Here is a 21049-nt window from a genome sequence, read left to right as displayed (position 1 = left end):
CCAGTCTGTCTTTGGTTACATATTTTTGATTACACAGACTGGGAAGTCTGTGATACAGTTTTAAATCAATTTTTTGCCTGTAACTTCAATAAAAATATCTTCTAAAGTTGCTTCTTGAGAGTGCATCGATTGAATATAATTTTGCTGAATTAGCTTTTGAAAATCTTCATTTTGTCCTAAATTTTCTAACTTAAAATCTTCATTTTGTCTAGTTGCTTTTTCATTTTGAGAATATTCTACTTTCAACGTTCGTTTTCCGTATTTTTCCTTTAAGTTTTTAGGAGAATCTATAAGTGGAATTTGTCCTTCTACCATAAACGCCACTCTATCACAAAGCTGCTCGGCATCGTTCATGTGATGTGTTGTTAGGATAATTGTTTTTCCTTCCTTTTTTAGAGTAAGAATAATATCTTTAATTATTTTTCCATTTACAGGGTCAAGTCCAGAAGTAGGCTCATCTAAAAATAAAATAGGAGGATTATGAATCAAGGCACGCACAAAATTCAAACGCATTTTCATTCCCTTCGAAAAGTCTTGAACTTTCTTTTTTGCATCTTTTTCTAACCCAACACTTTCTAAAAGCTGCATTAATTTTTGATTGATATTCTGCTTATCAAGCTCGTAAAAGGAAGCAAAAAACTGTAAATTTTCTAATGCAGAGAGTTTTGAGTAATGATTGGGAAGCTCAAAGCCAACACCTATTTGATTGTAATACTCATTTTTCCATTCTCTAAGCTCCTTATTTGAATTTCCATTTTTTATAAAAATATTTCCTTCATAATTTTTCAATAGTTTGGTCAGTATTTTTTGAGTGGTACTTTTTCCTGCACCACTTGGTCCTAAAAAGCCAAAAATTTCGCCCTCCTTTACTTCAAAACTAACCTCTTGTACAGTCGGTTTTTCAGCCTTAGGATAAGAATAAATAAGATTTTGAACTGTAATCATTGTTTGTTATAAATTAAAACCGAACAGTCGGTAGGTAAACGATAATTAATTACGAATTGAATAGCATCCATTTTTTACTTGATGTCTTGACTATTGAAGAATTGTAAAACTATGTTTTTATTAATTGATAAAATTGCTCCATGAGTTTGTTTACCTCTACATATTTTTCTGTGTCCCAGTCTGTCAGAATCATTACATGAAATTTGAATCCATCTAACAAAAAGTAAAAATGTTTGGCAAGCAAACTCGCATCTAAATCATCTCTAACTTCTCCTTTTTGCTGTGCAGTTTCGATAATTTTTTGATGAACAGCTAACTCTGTATCTAAGAGTTTTAAAGAGCGTTTTTTATGATGTTCAAAGAGTTTCATTGCTTCCAAAATCACATTCATATAATTGATAGTAAAATCAACTTCCAGTCTTTGCATTACAGTAGCTACTTCAGTATTTTTTTTAGTGATATACTGCTGAACATTCTCCAAAAAAGTCTTTTCTTCTGAAGGCTCAAAGGCTATCATAGGAGAAGCAATCTCAAAAAAATATTTTTCAATCGTTACATCAAATAATTCTTCTTTACCTGTAAAATAATGATAAAATGCTCCTTTCGAAACTTTTGAAGCCTTTACAAGCTCATTCATTGTTGCTTTTTCATATCCTTTTTCCAAAAAAATACGAAACGAACTTATCAAAATATTTTCTTTTGTAGAGTTTTTTGTCATACATTTAATTTAGCTCTCAACGAGCTTAAAATTTTGTTGAAGATTTTTATTTTAAAAACTACTAAAATTAGATTTTTCTATTCCATATTCTTCTAAATTCAAATCATTAAACTTAGCAATGATTTGTTTAATAATTTCCGTTTTACCTGTCAGTGCAAATTGCTCTTGACAATCGTGATTAGTTATAATTAAGTAATCATCTTCGTTGATTAAATTCAAGAGTTTTGAATTTGATCCCACAAACACTTCATCAATGTCAGCAAATCGGTTTGGAAATTCTTTATTCAGCCACTTTTCAAATTCAGATTGGTCAATTTCGTGTTTTGTAAACACGTATAGATAATTTCCATAACTATAGGGATAGTAAAATCCGTTTTTAGGTTCAATCAATAAATCTGTTATTATTTTTTTTGAAAGTCCAAACCAAGTTTTCTTTTCTCTGTACAGTTTTTTAAATCCTATATTTTTAGATGCTAATTCCTCAATCAGCATATTGTATGTGTAATCACTTTGAATATATTGGTAAACTTTATATCCATCTAATTTTGTTAAATCAATAAAATCAGATGCTGGTTTTGATGATTTGAAGTCAATTCGCACCTCTTCGCTTGTACTCAAAGGATGAAAAAGTAAAATAAATTGTTTCATTTTCGGTTTGTTTTCAATTATTGCACGACTTAGCCATAAACGAGCTTAAAAACTTCGTTGAAGATTTTTATTTAGAAACTAATTTTATCTCAAAAACTACTAAAACTAGAATTACGATTATTTCAAAGATAAAATAACTCATTCCCAAAACAGTCAAGTCTTCATAGTGAAACAGCATTAAAAATGGCATCACAATACAGTATAAACTATTTGCTGCAATAATTCCTTTCAAAAACGATTGCCAGTTTTTATCTTTTCCTAACTTATCAAATAAGAAAAAGTAACAGGAAATAGAATAAACAGCATAAAATGCAACAATACTTGATAAAATGTAAAGAATACTTTTTGGCATTCCAAAATAATTACTCAACCAAAAACCAATTCCGAATAACGAGAATGAAGTAACTAAAGCACCTATTCCATCAATCAAAAAAATGACTTTCGGATTTGCTTTTAGATTTTCTACTGTTTTTTGTATGTTCATTAATTTTAAGATTAAATAAATAAACCGACTGTTTGGTATGTATTACGTGAAAGTAATAAGAATTGTTTTGAAATCAATGGTTTTTTATGGAATAATTATTTTTTTGCCTAAAAACTTGGGTTCTTTTCCTGTCAGATAATCTATAAAAACTTTTACACGAGCTAGTTTTTCTCTGATTTGTGTCTTGATTCCGTAACTGATAGTTACATCTTTTGCATTGAAGGCAATTACTTCCATTCCCTCCAAGTGTGCCAAATAAATAGCTCTTTCATTATGAAATTTTTGAGAAATAATAGTAAATGAGTTTTGTCCAAAAACTTCTTTGGCTCTCACAACAGAATCTAGCGTTCTGAAACCTGCAAAATCCATAAAAATTCGATTCTCTGGAATTCCTTTTGCCATCAAAGCATTTTTCATGTCTTCGGGTTCGTTATAGTTTTCTTTACTATTATCACCACTTACAATAAAATATTCTATCTTACCAGCATTGTAGAGAGAAACAGCAGCAGCAATTCTATATTTGAAGTAAAGATTTATATATCCATTTGAAAGAATTTTTCTTGTTCCTAAAAGCAATCCTACTTTCTTTTTTGGAATAGTATTTACATCTTTAAACAAACTACTTTCTGCTTTAGAAACAATTAGATAATCAGCTATAATCATACTTCCTATTGCTCCACTTATCAAAACTAAAAGAAGAATCATTAATTTTTTGAGGTATTTCATTGAGTTTTGTTTTTAAAAAATCATTATAAATTTACTATCTATGTATCTAATTAAAAAACTTATACTGTTGCTGCTGTTCATTCTTCCTTCTCACAATGCTTTTTCATGTTTGGGGGCAAAGCAACTAAAAACTTTTCCTATTGGAATCTATGAAGGGAATATAATCACTATAGATATAGAAATTCTAAGAACAGAATCTAATGCATTACGTAGCGCAAACATACCAAATGATGCATACTATATGGCTTGGGTACTACAAAGTCACATTTCTATCTATGACTTAGAACAAAATTTAATTTCTACAAAACGACAAGACTCTGTTGTCATTTTTAGCCCCACATATATAGGTAAAATTACTGAACTTTATAAAAAAAGTAGAAGGAAAGTTTTGAGGAAGTATAAAAAGATAGAGTTACTACAACCTAAAAAATTAACTTTTTATAGTTTAGGTTTTTTTGAAGAGGATTCTATATCATTTCCAAAGAAAAGAAATATTAATGTTCTATATGATAGTTTAACAAGAGAATATTCTGCTTTTCATCAACAAAAAAAATATTCTTTACCATTATTAACAGATAGTACGCATTACTTTATTCCAGACGATTTGGAAGAATATAGGAATACACATCTATATCCAGGAGGAATTAGTTCAATGAGTATTTATACAAGTAAAAATTATGAACTCACAATAATTCACTTGCAAGGAGGTATGGGAATGGGAATATCGATGTTTGAAAATAGAAAAAAGTATGAAGAAGCATTTTCAAAGCCTAAAAACTCTTCTCCTGTCTATGAAGAAGTGCTGTTTCCACACGCATTTGGAGTAGATGTATTTCTAGCTAAGAAAAAATGACAAAAAAATAAAGACACTTTACTTATTATAAATAAAGTGTCTCATTTTTTCTCACGCTAAAGCGTAAGCTACGTTTTAGTCTTTTAAGATATGTCTTGAAATTACAATTTTCTGAATTTCAGAAGTTCCTTCATAGATTTCTGTGATTTTGGCATCACGAAGCATTCTTTCTACGTGGAATTCTTTTACATAACCATATCCACCGTGAATTTGAATAGCATCAGAAGTTACTTCCATAGCAATTTTTGAAGCATAAAGTTTCGCCATTGCACCAGAAAGAGAGTAATCTCCACCTGCATCTTTAATTTGTGCAGCCTTCAAACAAAGCAAACGAGCAGCTTCTACTTTTGTAGCCATATCAGCTAATTTAAAAGCGATTGCTTGGTGTTTGTGGATTTCTTTTCCAAATGTTTTTCTTTCTTTTGAGTATTTCAAGGCTAGTTCTAAAGCACCACCAGCAATACCAACAGCTTGTGCAGCAATTCCGATACGTCCACCATTCAAAGTAGCCATAGCAATGCCAAAACCTTGTCCGTCTGCTCCCAAACGATTTTCTTTAGGTACTTTTACATCAGTAAACATTAAAGAGTGTGTATCCGAACCACGAATACCCATTTTGTCTTCTTTTTGCCCAACTACAAAACCATCCATTCCACGTTCAACAATTACACAATTAATTCCTTTGTGTTTTTTATCAACATCGGTTTGAGCAATTACTAAATAAATAGAAGCGTTTTTACCATTTGTAATCCAGTTTTTTGTTCCATTTACCAAATAATGATCGCCTTTGTCTTCTGCTGTTGTACGTTGAGAAGTAGCATCACTTCCTGCTTCTGGCTCAGAAAGACAGAATGCTCCAATTTTTTCGCCTGATGCAAGAGGCTTTAAGAATTTCTGTTTTTGCTCTTCTGTTCCGTATTTTTCCAATGCCCAACAAACAAGAGAGTTGTTTACTGACATACAAACAGAAGCCGAAGCATCTACTTTTGAAATTTCTTCGATAGCCAAGATATAAGAAACGGTATCCATTCCACTTCCTCCATATTCAGGATTTACCATCATTCCCATAAAACCAAGTTCGCCCATTTGTTTGACTTGCTCGGCTGGAAAACGTTGTTCGTTATCACGTTCGATGATTCCTTCCCAAAGTTGAGTTTGGGCAAAATCTCTTGCTGCTTGTTGTACTTCTGCTTGTTCTTCTGTAAGTTCGAAACCTAGAACTTGTGGAGTATCTGCTACTAATGCCATATATTTTTATGTTTTTATAATGTATGTCGCTCGTGGGGACACCATAGCCGTCAAGTTAATTTTATTCTATCCCACCACAAACAGGGTTAAAACCCTGTTCAATTGAAGAGAACAATTCTGAAATTATGAATTGGACAGGGTTTTAACCCTGTTTTCATTGTTAGCTTGACAGATATGGTGGGAACACGAGCAACGGTTATGTTTTATTAATTTTATAATCAAGAATATATTAATTACGTATATTCTTGATAATCAGACAAAAATACGAATTTTCAATCAGATTTGAAATTTTGTATTATACGATTTTAAAGGCTTTTGTAAATCAATTTTGGGTTTTTATAAAAAAACTTCTAAGCTTATTGTTTATCAAAAGTAATATTGAGCTGTACAGTAACTGGAATTTCAATCGCAAAACCTACTAACGGCTCTGCTATTTCTGCTGGAATAGTAACAACTGTACTATTCTGAATCGCTAATTGTGAATCTGTAAGTGTAGTTACATCAAAAGTTTGTAGATTAGAGAGAGTTTGAGCATCTATAAAGTCTGTCAAATCACCTTCTACCAAACCAGTAAAAGTAAGCATTTGTCCGTCTTCTGAAAGTATCCAAGTTCCTTGCTGTTGGTTATCAGATTCTCCTACCAAAAAAGTTCCGTCTTCATTAAAAATGATTGCTTGTCCTTCTATTCCCTGTGTAGGGTCAAAGGCATTTTGAATGCTATCAGGAAGAGTTTGTCCGAAAGGAAGCAAAATTTCTGTATCAGAACTTGTTACGACCCACGTTTTATTAACTAGATTTTCTTTTGGTGTTGGTTCGCTTTCTTCTTTTTTACAAGCAGAGAAAATAGCAAGACACAAAGCAAAGACGAGAAATAGATTTATTTTTTTCATTTGATTCATTTGACTTTGAGTAGTAAGGATTGAAATATTTATTTTTTAGTTTCTGCAACTACACCAGCCTCATAAGCAATCGCTGTTTTGTCTAATTTCATACGAACACCTTTATCGACTTCTACAGTTACTGTATTTTCGCTTACATCAATTATTTTTCCATGCACGCCACCTGTTGTAACGATTTTCATTTCTCTAGCTAAAGATTCCATAAATGCTTTTTGTTTTTTGTTTCTTTGTTGATTTGGACGGTATATAAGAAAATAGAATACTGCCCCCATAGCTACAAAAATTAAAATTTGTCCGATGTCCATCCCACTAGCTGGCATTTGTACTAACATACGTTTGTGTTTTGATTAGTGAATATTGATTTTTCAATTAAAAACAAAATTACTAAAAAAATCAGTCATTTGGTTTTAATGCCTTTTTCAATGCCATTTTTTTATATTCTTTAAAGTTTGACGATTTATATAACACTATTAAAGGCAAGCCTTTGCGCTACATATAAGGTTTTTTCTAATTAAATTATCAATTTTATCTTATTTATTGTCAATTTTTTGTCAGATTTTCCTCTATTTACTCATTTTTAGACATTTTTGCTGATTTTCCTTTATCCAATAAAAATAGCGTTTTACCTTAGAGTCTGTTTATGTTTATCGAAAACGAAGGTAGTTTGGCATTTCAGAGTGATTTCTTGCGTGGATTTTGAATAGTACCTAAACAATTACGAGCAATTCTAAAGCAACAAACTTTATTAAGAATGTAATAAGACTTACAAGAATCTCTAAAGAAATTAAGATACAGAAATTTATAAAAAAAGAACAACCAGCTACACGCCTTTCTAATTATTTTCAATTATGATAAACTATATATTCTATAAATCCGAAGAATTATTCTACCAGCTATTTTCTAATAATAGTCGTTATCGCAAAACTGCTGAAGCAATGAATGCAGCCGATTATTATGAGTTGCAAGCTGTTTTAGAATCTCACTTACACAGAGGATATGGATATGCAGAATTTCAAAATTGGAACGATGCTATCAGAGAATTTGAAAAAGTATTGGGTATTCATCCTAATCATACAGAAGCTCTCTTTGGCTTGGCAGTTTCATTTTATAATCGTTGGTTGGATTATGGAAAAGCTACGGACAAATATCGTGCAGCAGGTTTGGCTCGTCGTTGTGTAGATAACGAACCTCAACATTATAAAGCCATGCAGCTTTTGAGTCAGATTTATAAAGGTGCAGCTTTGGAAGAAGCTATGAAAAAACGCTCTTGGCATACCAATATTATGATGGGACTTGTCGGTGTGATGTTTCTTTCTAGTGGATATTTGGGATATAGCTATTTAGAACAAGAAGCACAACAAGTTCCATTTGCAGAAGACCTAATGACTTTGACATCTAATAATACAGCTAGTTTGGCTTTTGATAATGATAATTTGCCTATGCAAGCTGAAGGTTCATTAAAATCAATTACGATTTTGGAAGACGAAGGACTTCATTTGCCAGTAGAATGGATAATAAATCCAAAATTTGAAGGCTTAAAATTAGAAGTAGAACAATCTAAGTTCAAAAATTTTAATGGTTCATATTCTTATAATTTGTTAGCTGATTTGTATGTTTCTACAGGTGCAATTTCTAGTCTAAAACTCAAAATCGAACTTTTGGATAGAGATGGAAATGCAATCGCACAAGATGTAGTACAGGCAATAGAAACCTTTGACCCAATCGCTAGAAAAGGAGAATCAATTCCGTTTCGTTACTTAGAATACAAAGAAGAGTTTGTAGAAAATGCAACTTTAGTTAGGGTACGAGTAGAAAAGGTAGAATATCAAGAAAATACAGAAATAAATACTGTTCCTATAAGTTTGGAATGGAATGATATGAGTGATTTTAATCCAAATGTGTTGCTTTCAGAACGAGTGAGTAACTTACAAGAAGTAGAAGAGAATGGAAAAATTGGAGCTTTTCATCACTTTGAATGGGAAATCCAAAATGCAACAGAAAAAGGACAAGTAAAACTTTTACAAGCAGAAATCAACTGGATAGGGCATCAAGAACAAATTTTGGATAGCAGAACAACTTATTTTATAAACTCTTCTGAACCAACCTTGAAAGCAAATCAAATCCGTAGCATCGGAAGAGCCTATCGTTTGGAAGGAATTAAGAAAGAAGACATTGCTCGTTATTCGGTAACAATAAAAGAAATTGAAGATTAAATTCATGATGTCATTGGTGGAGATACCAAAAATGGCACATTTAAGATTAAGGATAGGATAGGATTGAAAAAAGCGTGGGAATTTTTCCTACGCTTTTTTTGTGTTTTGATTTCTTTTACATGAAAGACCTAAGCCATTTCTACTTCAAAGATTTTGTACTCATAGAACTCCATAATCAAATTAGCTAATAATTTTTTACATGCCAATTCTACTTTTTGTTCGGCTTCAGCTTTGTCAGTAGCTTCTATTTCTAACTGAATATGTTTTCCGACTCTGACATCATGAACCTGTTTTACACCCAAATTATCCAAGCCTAATTTTACGGCTTTTCCTTGTGGGTCTAAAATTTCTTTAAGTGGCATTACGTCAATTTCTGCTCTGAACTTCATAGTTATTATGTAATTTTGAGTGTAAAGATTCCTAAATTAAGAATTCTGTATAGAATTTATAAAAACAAATATACGGACTAAGAAACAATTATGAATGATAAATTGTGAGTTAAGTAGTTGTACAAAATTAATAATACATATAACTGATTAGCGAGTGATTTATATGATTTTTAAGATGAAATACAAGATAAATACAAATTAAAGCTAGAAAAGCTAAGTAATAATATCTTTTTAATGCTTATTTAATTTTTATTGTATTATCCTGTAATTATCATAGTAATCATAAAACCGATAGCTCGGCTAAGCCAAATCACTTGCTAATAATGTCTTACTACTTATGAATAATTAACAAAACCAAATAATAAGCGACCAATAACTCTCAAAATCTATTTTACGTAAACTTTCTTTATGACATATACACATATAATTAATTCAGCAATTCATCAAGACTTTCTGAATCAAGACCGAACCGACAATAGTATTTTAGAATGGAGTAATTTTATTTCTCAGCTTCCCTATAATCTGAGAATTATCAACAGAGATTTTTAGTTTTTGTGTAATAAAAATTAATATTTATTAACAAATTTGCCTATTTTTTTATTTTTTTGAAAATAATTTTACTTTTGTAAAGTTTTGTATTTCAATTAGTTAAGTGTAAAGTATCCAAGCTTTCTAAATTATTTTCAAAATATGTTGTCACTTTTAAGCACTTTTTGTCATTAAGTAGTAACAAGGGGATAATAAGTCCTTCGTTTGAAGTTTATAGTCAAACAGGCAGTAGGTCAGAGAAGGTTTCTTTTTTACTTAAGGAAAGTTTTAAGGGGATGAGTACTCAACTAAAAAAGAAACGTATATAAAAGTACGGGGAATACTTTTATATACATGAAAACTCTCTGACCTCCTTAATTTGAAAACATCAGATTCAGAAAATAATGTCAATTGAAGTTTATTTAAAAACAAGTTAAAATCTCATTGTGAAAATTAACAAGGGAAACCTATCAAAAACACACTTTTCAACTGAAAAGTGTGTTTTTTTATGGAAAGAAGTTTCGATTTATAGTAAAAAGAGTAATTAATATTTTCTTTATTTCTTCTAGGGTAACTACTTCGTAAATGGTTTTGAGAGAGCATACAAAAAGTTTGTAGCTTATTTTTTTAGGATAAATATCGATTTTATAGAATATACATTTTTACATAATGATTTAATTTTACGTTGAAATTTTTTGATGATAAACTTGTCTAATTAGGTATTAACCAAGGAATACCAAATTTTCCTTCTTGCAAATAAATTTTAATACTGTCATTTTTTTCTACTTCATAATACATATCTTCTGAAACTTGAATTTCATCTACCTCAGACGTTTCGTGCCATTTGTCTAATTTAACATGATAAGTCGTTACATCTGCAGTACCTATTCTTTTTCCTGTAATTTTTGCCTTGTATTCTTTTGATTTGGAAGTATCATAATTTGCATTGAGTAGTACGATTGCACCAAAGCTATAACCAAAGAATAGACACCAAAAGAAGAAAGCATAAAAATAACTACTCACTTTTTTAATCTTAAAATCTTTTCCTATAGATACAAACAAAGTCAGTCCAGTAGTAAGTAAAAGACAAGGAGTCCAGATAGGAGAATAGTCAAAAATATTTACATCAAGCATAGCTCTCAAACCTATTATCAAACACAGAAAAAGAAAACCCATCATTGTATTAGGTCGCTTATCCTCTTTTGTATCTAAGTTGGTTATAAATCCAGCCGAAAGTTTAGGTATCAAAATACCTATCAGAACGACAATAATTCCTACCAAAATAGCAAGATTATAAGGTTTTGGATAAAAAGCTAACCAAATTGAATTACCAATAGCTAAAGTATTGTACGAATAAGTTACATATTTTGCTGTCTTTAGTTTCTTTTAGTACAGTTAGAAAGTAAATTATCCGAAACATTGGAGGTGTAATGAGTAGCACATAAATTAGACTCTTCTTACATCAAAAAAGCCTATTTTTTCAGAACCTGTTACTCATACTAATTTTAGAAATGATGAAAATGAAATGTATTTGTTTTTTGAATAGATAATTTAGGAACAATTACGACCTGCCAAAGCAGCGAAGCTATTAAAGGTTACGAATTTAATGCGCTGAACATCAATAACTTGTTGTTTTTAAATGAGTGTGTTATTTAATTTCAATTCCTTATTAAAACGTGGTTCACTTTTTCTAAGAATAGGTTAAAGCAATAGATTTATCAATCATTTGGTAATTTTCCATCTCTCCATTCATCAACAGTTATGTAATTATTCCACTCAACTTCACAACTGTTATAATTAAAAGTCCATTCAATCCAAAAATCACCTTCTTTATCAGTAAAACCTCCACTAAATTTAATTTTTTTAGCTGTTTCGTCTATTATACTCTCACCAATTGCTTGCCATAATTTTACAATATCTTTTGGAGCTTCAATCGATTTTGTTATTCCTTCTTTATGAAAATAGCCTGTAAACTCTTCATTTGAAACTCCTTTTATACTCAATTTGGTTCATCCTAATACAATACCTTCATTAATATTATTTTCTGCAAAATTATCCAAACTTGCCCAGTCAAAAGCCAGTTCAATATTTTGTCCTATGCGTTCTAGGTTTGTAAAATAAGAATCATGCAAAGAAAGTCTATGTAGGTTTGTGTTTAGTTTCAATTTAATTGCTTTTTGAATTATAATTATGGATTAGTTTCTGAGTGTTTGCTTATCAAGCAACAACAAGCAAATCTAACAGAATATACAAAGAAGATAAAATTATTTTTTCTTAGTAATTCAGAATTCCGAAAAATCTATAAAGTTTTGTACCTTTGAAGCATAAGAGAAGGTTATTTATTCAAAAATTTTCCTTTTCGTTTTAATCGTATCTTAAATTGTATTTGTAATACTATTTTTTATAAAAAACATACAATAAAATGACAAAAGTAACCGTAGTAGGCGCAGGAAACGTAGGCGCAACTTGTGCAGATGTATTAGCAACTCGTGAAATATGTCAAGAAGTAGTTTTAGTAGATATCAAAGAAGGTTTTGCTGAAGGCAAAGCATTAGATATTTGGCAAAAAGCTCCAATTAATGTATATGACACACGTACAGTAGGTGTAACAGGCGATTATGCTCGTACAGCAAATTCTGATGTTGTTGTTATTACCTCTGGTTTGCCTCGTAAACCAGGTATGACTCGTGATGACTTAATTGCTACAAATGCAAAAATTGTAAACGAAGTTACTTCAAAAGTAATTGAGCATTCTCCAAATGCAATCATTATTATCGTTTCAAATCCTTTGGACGTAATGACGTATGCTGCTCACTTAGCTTCTAAAAAAGACCGTCGTCAAGTAATGGGAATGGCTGGTATCTTGGATACAGCTCGTTACCGTGCATTTTTGGCTGAGGCTTTAGATATTTCTCCAAAAGAAATTCAAGCAATTTTGATGGGTGGACACGGCGATACAATGGTACCACTTCCTCGTTATACAACTGTTGCTGGTATTCCTGTAACTGAACTTATTGATGCAGACAAATTAGAAGCAATCGTAGAACGCACTAAAAAAGGTGGTGGAGAACTCGTTAAATTAATGGGAACTTCTGCTTGGTATGCTCCAGGAGCTGCTGCTGCTCAAATGGTAGAAGCTATTGTTAAAAATCAACGTAGAGTATTCCCTGTTTGTGTGAAGTTAGACGGAGAATATGGTATCAAAGATTGTTACTTAGGAGTTCCTGTAATTTTGGGTAAAAACGGTATCGAAAAAATTATCGAACTTGACCTTAACGATGACGAAAAAGCATTGTTAGAAACTTCTCGTCAGCACGTTAAAGAAGTAATGGATACTTTTGACAACATGAATGCAACTGTATAAGAAAAGAATTATAAGTGGTAAATTGTAAATTGATTTCAATCTACCTATTTTAATGAAATTCTATTTATAAAAAAGTCCATAATTTAGTTTGTGGACTTTTTTTGGATAATGTTATGCTTCAAAACTAAGTGTAATTACAAACTCTATAAAGTCAGTTTAGGTATGTTACTTATATAATTTGTATGTTTACAGGTGTTTTTCTCAATCATAATTTAATTAATAAGTTCTTCAATACTCTATTACTATGTCTAATAGTGTTTATTATTTCGATACATCATCTCCTCAAATTTATCAAAGTCCCTCTGACCAATTATATTTTTTCAAGGTATTTGTTGGAAAGCATACTATAGAGGTAGAAGAGGGCGATAGTGTTTACTACTTTGATGATGCTCTTGAGTATGCACACCTAAGAAAAGGGAAATGTAGTATCGATTCTTTACATTGTGCTACGCTTATACGAGGTTATATGCCTCCAGAAGCTAGTATTTCTCTCAAAGGAGTTACGGTTTTGCCCTATATTAATGGCTGTTCTACTAAACAACTCTTTCCTCCTATTAGACAAGGCGACCCTACTTTGCAATATCTTTATATGCCTCCTAACAGTAGCGAACAGGCACATCATATACATTCTACGGCAAGAGTTGTGTTAGTTTTGAGAGGAAAAGGACAAAGTATTGTGGGTTTAGATAAACATACACATACTGAAGAGTTATATAAAGGAAAAGTTTGTATATTAGAGCCTATGTGTCCTCATCATTTTGAAACACCTTTTGGCGAACCTCTAGTTGTAGTTCCTCTACATATTTTTTCGTCTATACCTCAATCTGAACAAAATCACCCTATGTATAATGGTACTTACAGAATATAAAACTATTTTTGACGACTTCATTAAATCATTTAATAAAATGTGTGAGGAGTCAGGGCATACCTACTTGGTTCGTCAGCAGACCTATACCTATGAAACAGGTTCTCGGACAGTTGATGAAAAATATAGAGTTAAATACAAAGATGATAGAAAAGACAATACTTGGGAAATTTATGCTACTCCAAGAAGTTGGTTTTCGTCCAAAAAATTTCCACTTATCAAACTTGAATTTTCTGATAAAATAGTTATTACAGGTATTGCTGTTAATAAAACAGACTCTATTGTAGAGAATAATGTTGATAGCTTGAAAAAACTACTTAAAGACTACCAAGAAAAAGTTAGAAGTCTCAATCCTGATGCTTTTGCTCGTCTATAAATTAAAATGATGAACACTCCATTAACTTTTCTACCTTTATCAAAACTGTTGCGTCATCCTTTTTATCACAGCAAGTGTAAAAAAGAATATCTAACAGCCTGTCGTTTTTTTGGGTGTACACTTATAGACCGTACACAAACATTAGATATTGGACATTTAAAGTTTGAGGTTCTTGACCCTCTCTATGATTTTCAAAAAACAGAACTTAGTTTCAAACAGATAGCCCTTTTTAGAGCAAAACAACTACTGATACTTGCTCAAAAAACGAATAAGAGAATTTGTGTGTTATGGTCTGGTGGGATTGATTCTACTGTTGCTCTTGTGGCTCTTATTCAAGTAGCACAAGAAAAAGGTAATTTAGATAACCTTGAGGTATTATTATCTACAGAATCTATCAATGAATTTCCTAACTTTTTTGAACAAGTTATACAAAATAAAATTAATTATACCCTTTATCAGCCTCCTCTTTATCCACTTTTAGAAGACAAAACTAAGGTTTTTGTTACAGGCGAACATGGAGATCAACTTTTTGGTAGTGATAAAGTCAAATATTATGTTCTGTCAGAAGATGCTTTCAAACCTTATTCAGATATTCTTCCATTTATGATAAGTAGAAAGCTAGGTACAGAAAAATATACACAGAAAATGATGGATTTTCTAGCTCCACAGATTGACAAATCGCCAGTTTCCATTCATACATTATATGACTATCTTTGGTGGATGAATTTTTCTCAAAAATGGCAACATGTATCTTTAAGGTTAATTAGTAAATCAGAAAAATTAATATTAGATAAAAACGTTATTCATTTTTTTAGTAGTTCTGAATTTCAGTCTTGGTCAATATCTAATCATCATCTCAAAATTGATAGAGCTTGGAATACCTATAAGCAAGTTGCTAAATCATTTATTCATAGTTTTTTTGAAGATGAAGAATACTTGCTATACAAAGAAAAAGAACCCTCACTTAAAGATGCTATTGTAGAAGAAAAACAAAGTTGGTTTTTGAGTATTTTTAGGTAATCCAAAATTATTCTGAAAATAGTTTGAGATATAAATGAACTTATTTTTCATCAGTCAAAGTTTAAAACATTTATTATGCAAAAAAAAATAATTATTACAGGAGGTTGTGGCTATATTGGTTCGCATACCGTTGTCGAATGTTTAGAGAATTACACCAAAAAAAATGACTATGATGAAGATTATCAAATAATTTCTATCGATAATCATCTCAATTCTTCTTCTTCTGTCATTGAAAATATAAAAAATCTTACAGGACAAGAAGTAAAAAATTATGATATAGATTTGTGTGATTATGAAAAGACAAAAGAAGTTTTTGAAAAGGAAGTAGATTCAAATTCTCAAATAATAGGAATTATTCATTTTGCTGCTCTTAAATCTGTTCCTGATTCGGTAGCTGACCCTGTTTTTTATTATCAAAATAATCTAAACTCTTTACTCAATATTTTAAGATTAAGTAAAGAATATAAGGTAGAAAATTTTATTTTTTCTTCTTCATGTTCAGTTTATGGAAATACAACCGAATTACCTGTTTCAGAAAATACAGCTTTTGGAGTGGCAGAATCTCCTTATGCTTACACCAAGCAGGTAGGTGAAAGAATGATAATTGATTTTGCAAAAATATCTGAAAATCAAAAGTTTGTTTTGCTTCGTTATTTCAATCCAGTTGGAGCGCATATTTCGGCACAAATTGGAGAAGACCCAAAGAACCCACCAACTTCACTTGTTCCAATTATTACCCTTACAGCAGCAGGAAAAAGAGATACAATGCATGTTCATGGAAGTGATTACGAAACTAGAGACGGTTCTTGTATTCGTGATTATATCCACGTTTCAGATATTGCAGAAGCTCACCGTTTGGCGATTGATTTTTTAGTAGAGAATAAACAGAGTAAGAAAGTAGAAATATTTAATCTAGGAACAGGAAATGGTGTAACTGTTTTGGAAGCCATAAAAGCCTTTGAAAAAGTGAGTAATAAGACACTCAATTATGAATTAGGAGAAAGAAGAGAAGGCGATGTAGTAGAAATTTATGCAGATAATGAAAAAGCAAAAACTATTTTGGGTTGGATTCCCAAATATGGAATTGAAGAAATGATGCTTTCAGCTTGGAAATGGCAACAGAAGATTTTGTGAAAATCTTGACTTTGACAGCTTTTGCTTTTAAGTATCTGATAGTCAATGTTTTGTGTTTTTTTAGTTGCACTACATTTTTAGGTTAAGTATTTGTCTATCAAGTTTTTAGTTGTCATATTAGGTAGTTTTTTAAGTTTGATTTTCTTTAGTATGCTTTCCGTTTCTTGATTCATCGCTGAACGAACATAAAAATCCTCTTTATTTTGTTTTAGATGACTTACTTGCATCGCATTGAGTAGTCTTCTAAGTTCATTTTCAGTATAAGGCAAAGCTGCTTTTTTGAGTTGATATTGCAAGTTACGCAATAGTGCAAAAGATAAATAACAGAAAGCAAAATGTCCTTTGATACGCTCATCAGTCCAATGAAACATCGGTCTAGTTTCTAAAAAACTCTTGAAGGTTCGGAAACTTTGCTCTATTTTATATAAGTGTTTGTATTGCACTAACATTGTTTCTTCTGAGGTAGTAGGGGGACACTACAAGTGATGACTTTTAAACCATCGTAGAGGGCTTGCTCTGCTATTTTTTGTTCATCTAGCCGATAGCTATTTTGCCCTTCTTTTTTCAAAAAATAAAGAGCTGCCTTTTTTTCTAACTGAGAAGGATTTTTGAGTAATTGAGTAGCTTTTGCAATGCGTTCTTCTCGTTTGATTTTATCTTTTTTTGCTCGCTGTGGACTGTATGTACAAAGTAGTTTTTGTTCTTTGTGTAAGATAGCTTTGTACTGAATGTATATTTTTTTAGCTTCTTCTTCAGTATCATCTAGCTCCAAAACTTGGTAACTTGTTTTATCTAAAAGTTGCTTTTTGATAGCTTTAGGCAAACTTTTTAGACGACCTCCTAGTAAAAAATCGTAGCCCAATACTTCTTTAATTTGTTCACAATTTGAAGTATTCAACATGCCACTATCAGTCACCACCATCACTTTATCAATCGGATAGCTCTTCTTTAATTTTTCTATTTCACTCACTAAAGTATGTCCTTCATATTGATTTCCTGCATATAAACCATAGCCTACAGGCAGCCCATTTTTGTCTAACAATAAGCCCAAAACTATCTGTGTCTGATCTATTTTGCCATCTTTACTAAATCCTTTTTGACGTAAAGCACCTTCTACAACAAGTTCTGAATCAAAGTAAAAAGTGGTTACATCATAAAAAACAACATCTAAGCAATAGGACTCAAAAGATTTATTTTTTTCATAAATCAAACGCTGCAAAGCATCACTATACTGACTCAACTTGTCCAATGTCCGATAAAAATGTTGAAGTTCTAACTTTTCTAAACCCAAAAAAATCGCTCTGTGTATGGTAAGTTCCCAACTTGGATAGGGGAGATGACCAACGATTGCAAAGCATTAAGACGACCATTTCCCATAAATTATACTTCAAATGATGCTTAGATTGTATCGTTTCCAAAAAAGTATCTATACCAAAAGTACGAAGTAAGTGTTTGACAACCAACGGATAACCATAGTTATAACGACCCACTTCTTTGGCTAAACTGTGAGCCAAATCTTCTAAATTGCCTTCTCCCAAAACGTAAAGTTGTGTCCCTATTCGCTGCAAACTCTCAGCACTATAGTCTGACACTTTACCCAAACTGTAGAGTGTTTCTTGGTGTACTTTTTTACCACTACGTACATTTTTGCAGATACGCAGGTAATACTCATTGCCTTTTTTGTCTTTTCATAAAAATGCCATAGGAATACTAAAATTAGGTGTCGAAAACAAAAAGGCAAGTTTAGCATAAAAAAAGGACATTTACAACATCTTTTCGCACTACATTTTTAAAAAAAAAAGTGCCAATACGATTCAATTTAGGTATTTTGACTACTACAAGTGTCAAACTCAAGAGGAGATAAATATCCTATTGGAGGTGTTCAGTTTCAATTAGATAGATATTATACTCGCCACGAAGTAGATTTGAGCGAACCAATTATGCTCTATATTTTTTCGGATGGTTATCAAGACCAATTTGAAGGCGAAAAGTCTGAAAAGTTTATGAGTAAAAATTTCAAATTACTATTAAAAGAAATTCATGAAAAGCCTGTTGAGGAGCAAAAACAAATCTTAGATGAAAAGTTTAAGGCTTGGAAAGGCGAACGTTCTCAAATTGATGATATTTTAGTAATGGGAATGCGTTTTTAAGAAAGAAAAATCCAAACCAAAAAATCCTTCAAAATAAAATTTTATTTTGAAGGATTTTTTGGTTCTCTGACAATTTTTGCACTATGTTGTCGGTGTCTCCACCGACGACCACCAATATTCAAAATTCGAAAAAATCAATAAGGTGCAAAAATTGTCGGACAACCGATTTTTTATGCTTTTAAAAATGAAAAATTAACAAGCACACTGACCAAAAAAGGTTTCTGTTACACTTTGTCCTGCTTCATCGGTTACTTTTAGAGTACCAATACATTCAATAATTGTATGTTCTCCTCTGTTGCCTTTTTTCTCTACTTCAAGTGTATAGGTTTGGTCTGTATTTTCACTAACAAATGTGCTTTTGTTATTTATATCAACATTTTCATCTTTTTCTAATTTTTCGTGATTAGTTTGCACAAAGCGCACCATAACACCATTTATTTTCATAAAAGCAATCTGTTTATCTGTTGTTTCGTCATTGCTTACAAAAACATATTTTTGTCCTTCTTTATCGGATTCATTTCTAAAAAAGTCGCACCCACATCCACGTTCTTCTGGGAAATGTTCAATAAAACTAGATACAGTTAAAGTTGTATTTTTATCTTCTTGAATTGACTCTTCTTGTATAGATGCTTCAGTATCAGTAGTATTTGAGGTTTCACTAGATGATTGACAGGCTATAAAACTTACTAAAAAAATAAAGAATAGAACAACTTTTGAAAAATAGGTCATAAATAATAAAAATTTAATTAAGTAGCAAAATATGATTCTTAAACTTCTCCTCGTTTCCATTTCAGAAAAGGTGAAGTTTCTTGATTCTTGTAACCGTGAAAACTTGCAGCCAAAAATATCAAAATACCACAACTAAGTGCAGCATAGGCAAGTAAAGACTCAACTTCCCAATGGCGATAAGCAATAGCCACCAATGCCCAAACGCCAACCATTGCCGTTTCTCTTAAATTTCTAGTTGCAATTAATCCCAAATATAAGCCTGTTGCAACTACAATCATCAAAACTGTCCAAGTAGAAGCAAAAAATGGTTCGCCTTGCCAGCCAATACTAACCAAAAATGATGAAACATTTGCAATCGAAGCTACCATAATCCAACCCAAGTAAATCACAATAGGCCACCAAACAAAGGCAATAATCCTAACAGGAGCGTCCCAAATTTCTAACCCTAAGTTTATGGTAAGTTTAATAAGAGAAAATAAAAGAAGAAACATAACCAAAACAGAAAGTCCAATATATTCGTTAAGCCAAACATATACCCAAGCAGCATTGCAAAGATTTGCCACAATAAGCCAAAAACTTGTTTGATGAATTGTTTTGACAAGAACATTTTCAGAAGTATCATAATTATCTACCGAATTCTTAAATTTGTAAAGAACATACCATTGAAAACCTACAAAGGCAAAAAGCATCAAAAATATGATTCCCCAAATAGAAAAAGCATAGCCAGCAGGAGTAAAAAGCGTATCATATTTTTTACTGATTTCTCCAATCGTTTTGCCTCCAAAAAAACCTGTATTGGATAAATAATTGAGAAAAACAGTAAAAATCAGTGTGAGCGTATTAAATAATACAAGTAATTTTGTTTTCATAATGTGTTATAATTGAAAAGTTTTAGTTTAAAAAATGGTATCACAAAAAAGTAAATACATGAAACCGTCACTTTATATAAGCCTTATTGAATCCGATTTGTTTTGGGAAAACCCAATGCAGAATAAAAATCATTTTGAAAAAGTAATTGCTTCTTTATTCCAAAACAATAAAAAAACAGACCTTATCGTTTTGCCCGAAATGTTTACTACTGGTTTTACGATGAATACAGATTTGGCTGAAAATTTTGGAGGAAACTCTACTTTAATTTGGTTAGAAGAGCAAGCTAAAAAATATGATACTGCCATTACTGGAAGTATAATTATAGAAGACAATAATACATTTTATAATCGTTTGTTCTTTGTAGAATCAAGTGGAACTTTTCAAACGTATGATAAAAAGCATCTTTTCAGAATGGCAGGTGAACATGAAGTGTTTTCAGCAGGTAAAGAACTACCAATTTTTGAGTATAAAAGTTGGAAAATTTGTCCTCAAATATGCTATGATTTGCGTTTTCCTGTTTTTTCTAGGAATGATTTAATGGTTGATAAAGATGGAATTGCTACTTCTGGATATGATATTTTATTGTATGTCGCTAATTTCCCTGCTGCTCGTGCATTGGCTTGGAATACACTTTTACCTGCTCGTGCTATCGAAAATTCGTGTTATTGTGTAGGTGTAAACAGAATTGGAAAAGATGGAAAAGGAATTGAGTACAATGGAGATTCAGCTATTTATAATCCAAAAGGAGAGAAATTAAATTCTATAGATAAACAATTTGAAAATACAGAAATACTATCTTATTCGCTTTCGGCAACGGATTTGCAAGACTATAGAAAGAAATTTGCCGTTTATTTAGATGATGATAAGTTTGAATTGAAATAATTTTGAAG

Annotated in this window: 27 protein-coding genes; 10 read left to right on the top strand and 17 right to left on the bottom strand. The window is 31.4% G+C overall.

Translation table 11 applies throughout. The features are described from left to right. Nucleotides 1–60: 60 nt before the first annotated feature. The 5 genes from ACE193_RS11635 to ACE193_RS11615 form a co-directional block, all read right to left on the bottom strand. Nucleotides 61–945 (bottom strand): ATP-binding cassette domain-containing protein, encoded by an 885-nt coding sequence (locus ACE193_RS11635; protein ID WP_375563148.1) that lies wholly within the window; start codon nucleotides 943–945, stop codon nucleotides 61–63. Nucleotides 946–1054: 109 nt separating this feature from the next. After that, nucleotides 1055–1663: a TetR/AcrR family transcriptional regulator gene (locus tag ACE193_RS11630; protein WP_375563147.1), complete on the bottom strand. Its 609-nt coding sequence runs from the start codon at nucleotides 1661–1663 to the stop codon at nucleotides 1055–1057. Nucleotides 1664–1714: 51 nt separating this feature from the next. Beyond that, entirely contained in the window at nucleotides 1715–2311 is a 597-nt protein-coding gene (locus ACE193_RS11625; RefSeq protein ID WP_375563146.1) for a hypothetical protein, read from the bottom strand. Nucleotides 2312–2378: 67 nt separating this feature from the next. Then, nucleotides 2379–2795 (bottom strand): hypothetical protein, encoded by a 417-nt coding sequence (locus ACE193_RS11620; protein ID WP_375563145.1) that lies wholly within the window; start codon nucleotides 2793–2795, stop codon nucleotides 2379–2381. Between the two features lie 84 nt (nucleotides 2796–2879). Beyond that, nucleotides 2880–3521, bottom strand: coding sequence for a vancomycin high temperature exclusion protein (locus ACE193_RS11615; protein ID WP_375563144.1), 642 nt, complete (start codon nucleotides 3519–3521; stop codon nucleotides 2880–2882). A gap of 40 nt (nucleotides 3522–3561) precedes the next feature. Between ACE193_RS11615 and ACE193_RS11610 the strand changes: the two genes are divergently transcribed. Further along, nucleotides 3562–4374 (top strand): hypothetical protein, encoded by an 813-nt coding sequence (locus tag ACE193_RS11610; RefSeq protein ID WP_375563143.1) that lies wholly within the window; start codon nucleotides 3562–3564, stop codon nucleotides 4372–4374. Between the two features lie 75 nt (nucleotides 4375–4449). Here ACE193_RS11610 and ACE193_RS11605 read toward each other — a convergent pair whose 3' ends face one another. From ACE193_RS11605 to yajC, 3 genes are all read right to left on the bottom strand, one after another. Then, nucleotides 4450–5622, bottom strand: a complete 1173-nt coding sequence (locus tag ACE193_RS11605) for an acyl-CoA dehydrogenase (RefSeq protein ID WP_375563142.1) — start codon at nucleotides 5620–5622, stop codon at nucleotides 4450–4452. Between the two features lie 356 nt (nucleotides 5623–5978). Next, nucleotides 5979–6512 (bottom strand): hypothetical protein, encoded by a 534-nt coding sequence (locus tag ACE193_RS11600; RefSeq protein ID WP_375563141.1) that lies wholly within the window; start codon nucleotides 6510–6512, stop codon nucleotides 5979–5981. A gap of 38 nt (nucleotides 6513–6550) precedes the next feature. Then, nucleotides 6551–6853: a preprotein translocase subunit YajC gene (gene yajC / locus ACE193_RS11595; protein WP_375563140.1), complete on the bottom strand. Its 303-nt coding sequence runs from the start codon at nucleotides 6851–6853 to the stop codon at nucleotides 6551–6553. A gap of 516 nt (nucleotides 6854–7369) precedes the next feature. Here yajC and ACE193_RS11590 point away from each other — a divergent pair. Then, a complete protein-coding gene (locus ACE193_RS11590) occupies nucleotides 7370–8734 on the top strand; it encodes a hypothetical protein (RefSeq protein ID WP_375563139.1) in 1365 nt (454 codons plus the stop codon). 128 nt (nucleotides 8735–8862) lie between these two features. On the opposite strand, the gene purS is transcribed toward ACE193_RS11590, so the two are convergent. Continuing rightward, the gene (gene purS, locus ACE193_RS11585; RefSeq protein ID WP_375563138.1) at nucleotides 8863–9123 is read right to left on the bottom strand and encodes a phosphoribosylformylglycinamidine synthase subunit PurS; all 261 of its coding nucleotides are present in this window, start codon (nucleotides 9121–9123) and stop codon (nucleotides 8863–8865) included. Nucleotides 9124–9531: 408 nt separating this feature from the next. On the opposite strand from purS, the gene ACE193_RS11580 reads away from it, so the two are divergent. Beyond that, entirely contained in the window at nucleotides 9532–9672 is a 141-nt protein-coding gene (locus ACE193_RS11580; protein WP_375563137.1) for a hypothetical protein, read from the top strand. 690 nt (nucleotides 9673–10362) lie between these two features. Here ACE193_RS11580 and ACE193_RS11575 read toward each other — a convergent pair. From ACE193_RS11575 to ACE193_RS11565, 3 genes are all read right to left on the bottom strand, one after another. Then, nucleotides 10363–10932 carry a hypothetical protein gene (locus ACE193_RS11575; protein WP_375563136.1) on the bottom strand — a complete coding sequence of 190 codons (570 nt, stop codon included), beginning with the start codon at nucleotides 10930–10932 and terminating at the stop codon, nucleotides 10363–10365. Between the two features lie 437 nt (nucleotides 10933–11369). After that, complete coding sequence (locus ACE193_RS11570) at nucleotides 11370–11654, bottom strand: hypothetical protein (RefSeq protein WP_375563135.1); 285 nt, start codon at nucleotides 11652–11654, stop codon at nucleotides 11370–11372. 6 nt (nucleotides 11655–11660) lie between these two features. Continuing rightward, nucleotides 11661–11816, bottom strand: coding sequence for a hypothetical protein (locus ACE193_RS11565; RefSeq protein ID WP_375563134.1), 156 nt, complete (start codon nucleotides 11814–11816; stop codon nucleotides 11661–11663). A gap of 257 nt (nucleotides 11817–12073) precedes the next feature. On the opposite strand from ACE193_RS11565, the gene mdh reads away from it, so the two are divergent. The 5 genes from mdh (at nucleotide 12074) to galE (ending at nucleotide 16410) form a co-directional block, all read left to right on the top strand. Further along, complete coding sequence (mdh, locus tag ACE193_RS11560; RefSeq protein ID WP_375563133.1) at nucleotides 12074–13015, top strand: malate dehydrogenase; 942 nt, start codon at nucleotides 12074–12076, stop codon at nucleotides 13013–13015. A gap of 244 nt (nucleotides 13016–13259) precedes the next feature. Continuing rightward, complete coding sequence (locus ACE193_RS11555) at nucleotides 13260–13883, top strand: cupin domain-containing protein (protein ID WP_375563132.1); 624 nt, start codon at nucleotides 13260–13262, stop codon at nucleotides 13881–13883. Nucleotides 13884–13920: 37 nt separating this feature from the next. Further along, nucleotides 13921–14256, top strand: a complete 336-nt coding sequence (locus ACE193_RS11550) for a hypothetical protein (protein WP_375563131.1) — start codon at nucleotides 13921–13923, stop codon at nucleotides 14254–14256. Nucleotides 14257–14265: 9 nt separating this feature from the next. After that, on the top strand, nucleotides 14266–15276 hold the full coding sequence (locus ACE193_RS11545) for a hypothetical protein (RefSeq protein ID WP_375563130.1): 1011 nt from the start codon (nucleotides 14266–14268) through the stop codon (nucleotides 15274–15276). Nucleotides 15277–15351: 75 nt separating this feature from the next. Then, entirely contained in the window at nucleotides 15352–16410 is a 1059-nt protein-coding gene (gene galE, locus ACE193_RS11540) for a UDP-glucose 4-epimerase GalE (protein WP_375563129.1), read from the top strand. 77 nt (nucleotides 16411–16487) lie between these two features. Here galE and ACE193_RS11535 read toward each other — a convergent pair whose 3' ends face one another. Genes ACE193_RS11535 through ACE193_RS11525 form a run of 3 tightly spaced genes read right to left on the bottom strand, consistent with a single transcriptional unit; the run spans nucleotide 16488 to nucleotide 18002 of the window. Next, on the bottom strand, nucleotides 16488–16859 hold the full coding sequence (locus ACE193_RS11535) for a hypothetical protein (RefSeq protein WP_375558916.1): 372 nt from the start codon (nucleotides 16857–16859) through the stop codon (nucleotides 16488–16490). Next, entirely contained in the window at nucleotides 16853–17701 is an 849-nt protein-coding gene (locus ACE193_RS11530; protein WP_375558917.1) for an IS1634 family transposase, read from the bottom strand. The genes ACE193_RS11535 and ACE193_RS11530 overlap by 7 nt, the downstream gene beginning before the upstream one ends. After that, complete coding sequence (locus ACE193_RS11525; RefSeq protein WP_375558918.1) at nucleotides 17637–18002, bottom strand: hypothetical protein; 366 nt, start codon at nucleotides 18000–18002, stop codon at nucleotides 17637–17639. The genes ACE193_RS11530 and ACE193_RS11525 overlap by 65 nt, the downstream gene beginning before the upstream one ends. A gap of 249 nt (nucleotides 18003–18251) precedes the next feature. Here ACE193_RS11525 and ACE193_RS11520 point away from each other — a divergent pair, with 249 nt between their 5' ends. After that, nucleotides 18252–18560 carry a hypothetical protein gene (locus ACE193_RS11520; RefSeq protein WP_375563128.1) on the top strand — a complete coding sequence of 103 codons (309 nt, stop codon included), beginning with the start codon at nucleotides 18252–18254 and terminating at the stop codon, nucleotides 18558–18560. A 192-nt stretch (nucleotides 18561–18752) separates the two neighbouring features. Here ACE193_RS11520 and ACE193_RS11515 read toward each other — a convergent pair whose 3' ends face one another. Next, on the bottom strand, nucleotides 18753–19289 hold the full coding sequence (locus ACE193_RS11515) for a hypothetical protein (protein WP_375563127.1): 537 nt from the start codon (nucleotides 19287–19289) through the stop codon (nucleotides 18753–18755). A gap of 38 nt (nucleotides 19290–19327) precedes the next feature. Further along, a complete protein-coding gene (locus ACE193_RS11510) occupies nucleotides 19328–20158 on the bottom strand; it encodes a hypothetical protein (protein ID WP_375563126.1) in 831 nt (276 codons plus the stop codon). A 34-nt stretch (nucleotides 20159–20192) separates the two neighbouring features. Between ACE193_RS11510 and ACE193_RS11505 the strand changes: the two genes are divergently transcribed. After that, nucleotides 20193–21041, top strand: a complete 849-nt coding sequence (locus ACE193_RS11505; RefSeq protein WP_375563124.1) for an amidohydrolase — start codon at nucleotides 20193–20195, stop codon at nucleotides 21039–21041. The last annotated feature ends 8 nt before the right edge of the window (nucleotides 21042–21049 follow it).

This window comes from Bernardetia aquimarina, assembly GCF_042180575.1.
Taxonomy (GTDB): Bacteria; Bacteroidota; Bacteroidia; order Cytophagales; family Bernardetiaceae; genus Bernardetia.
This window is presented reverse-complemented; position numbering and strand designations above follow the sequence as displayed.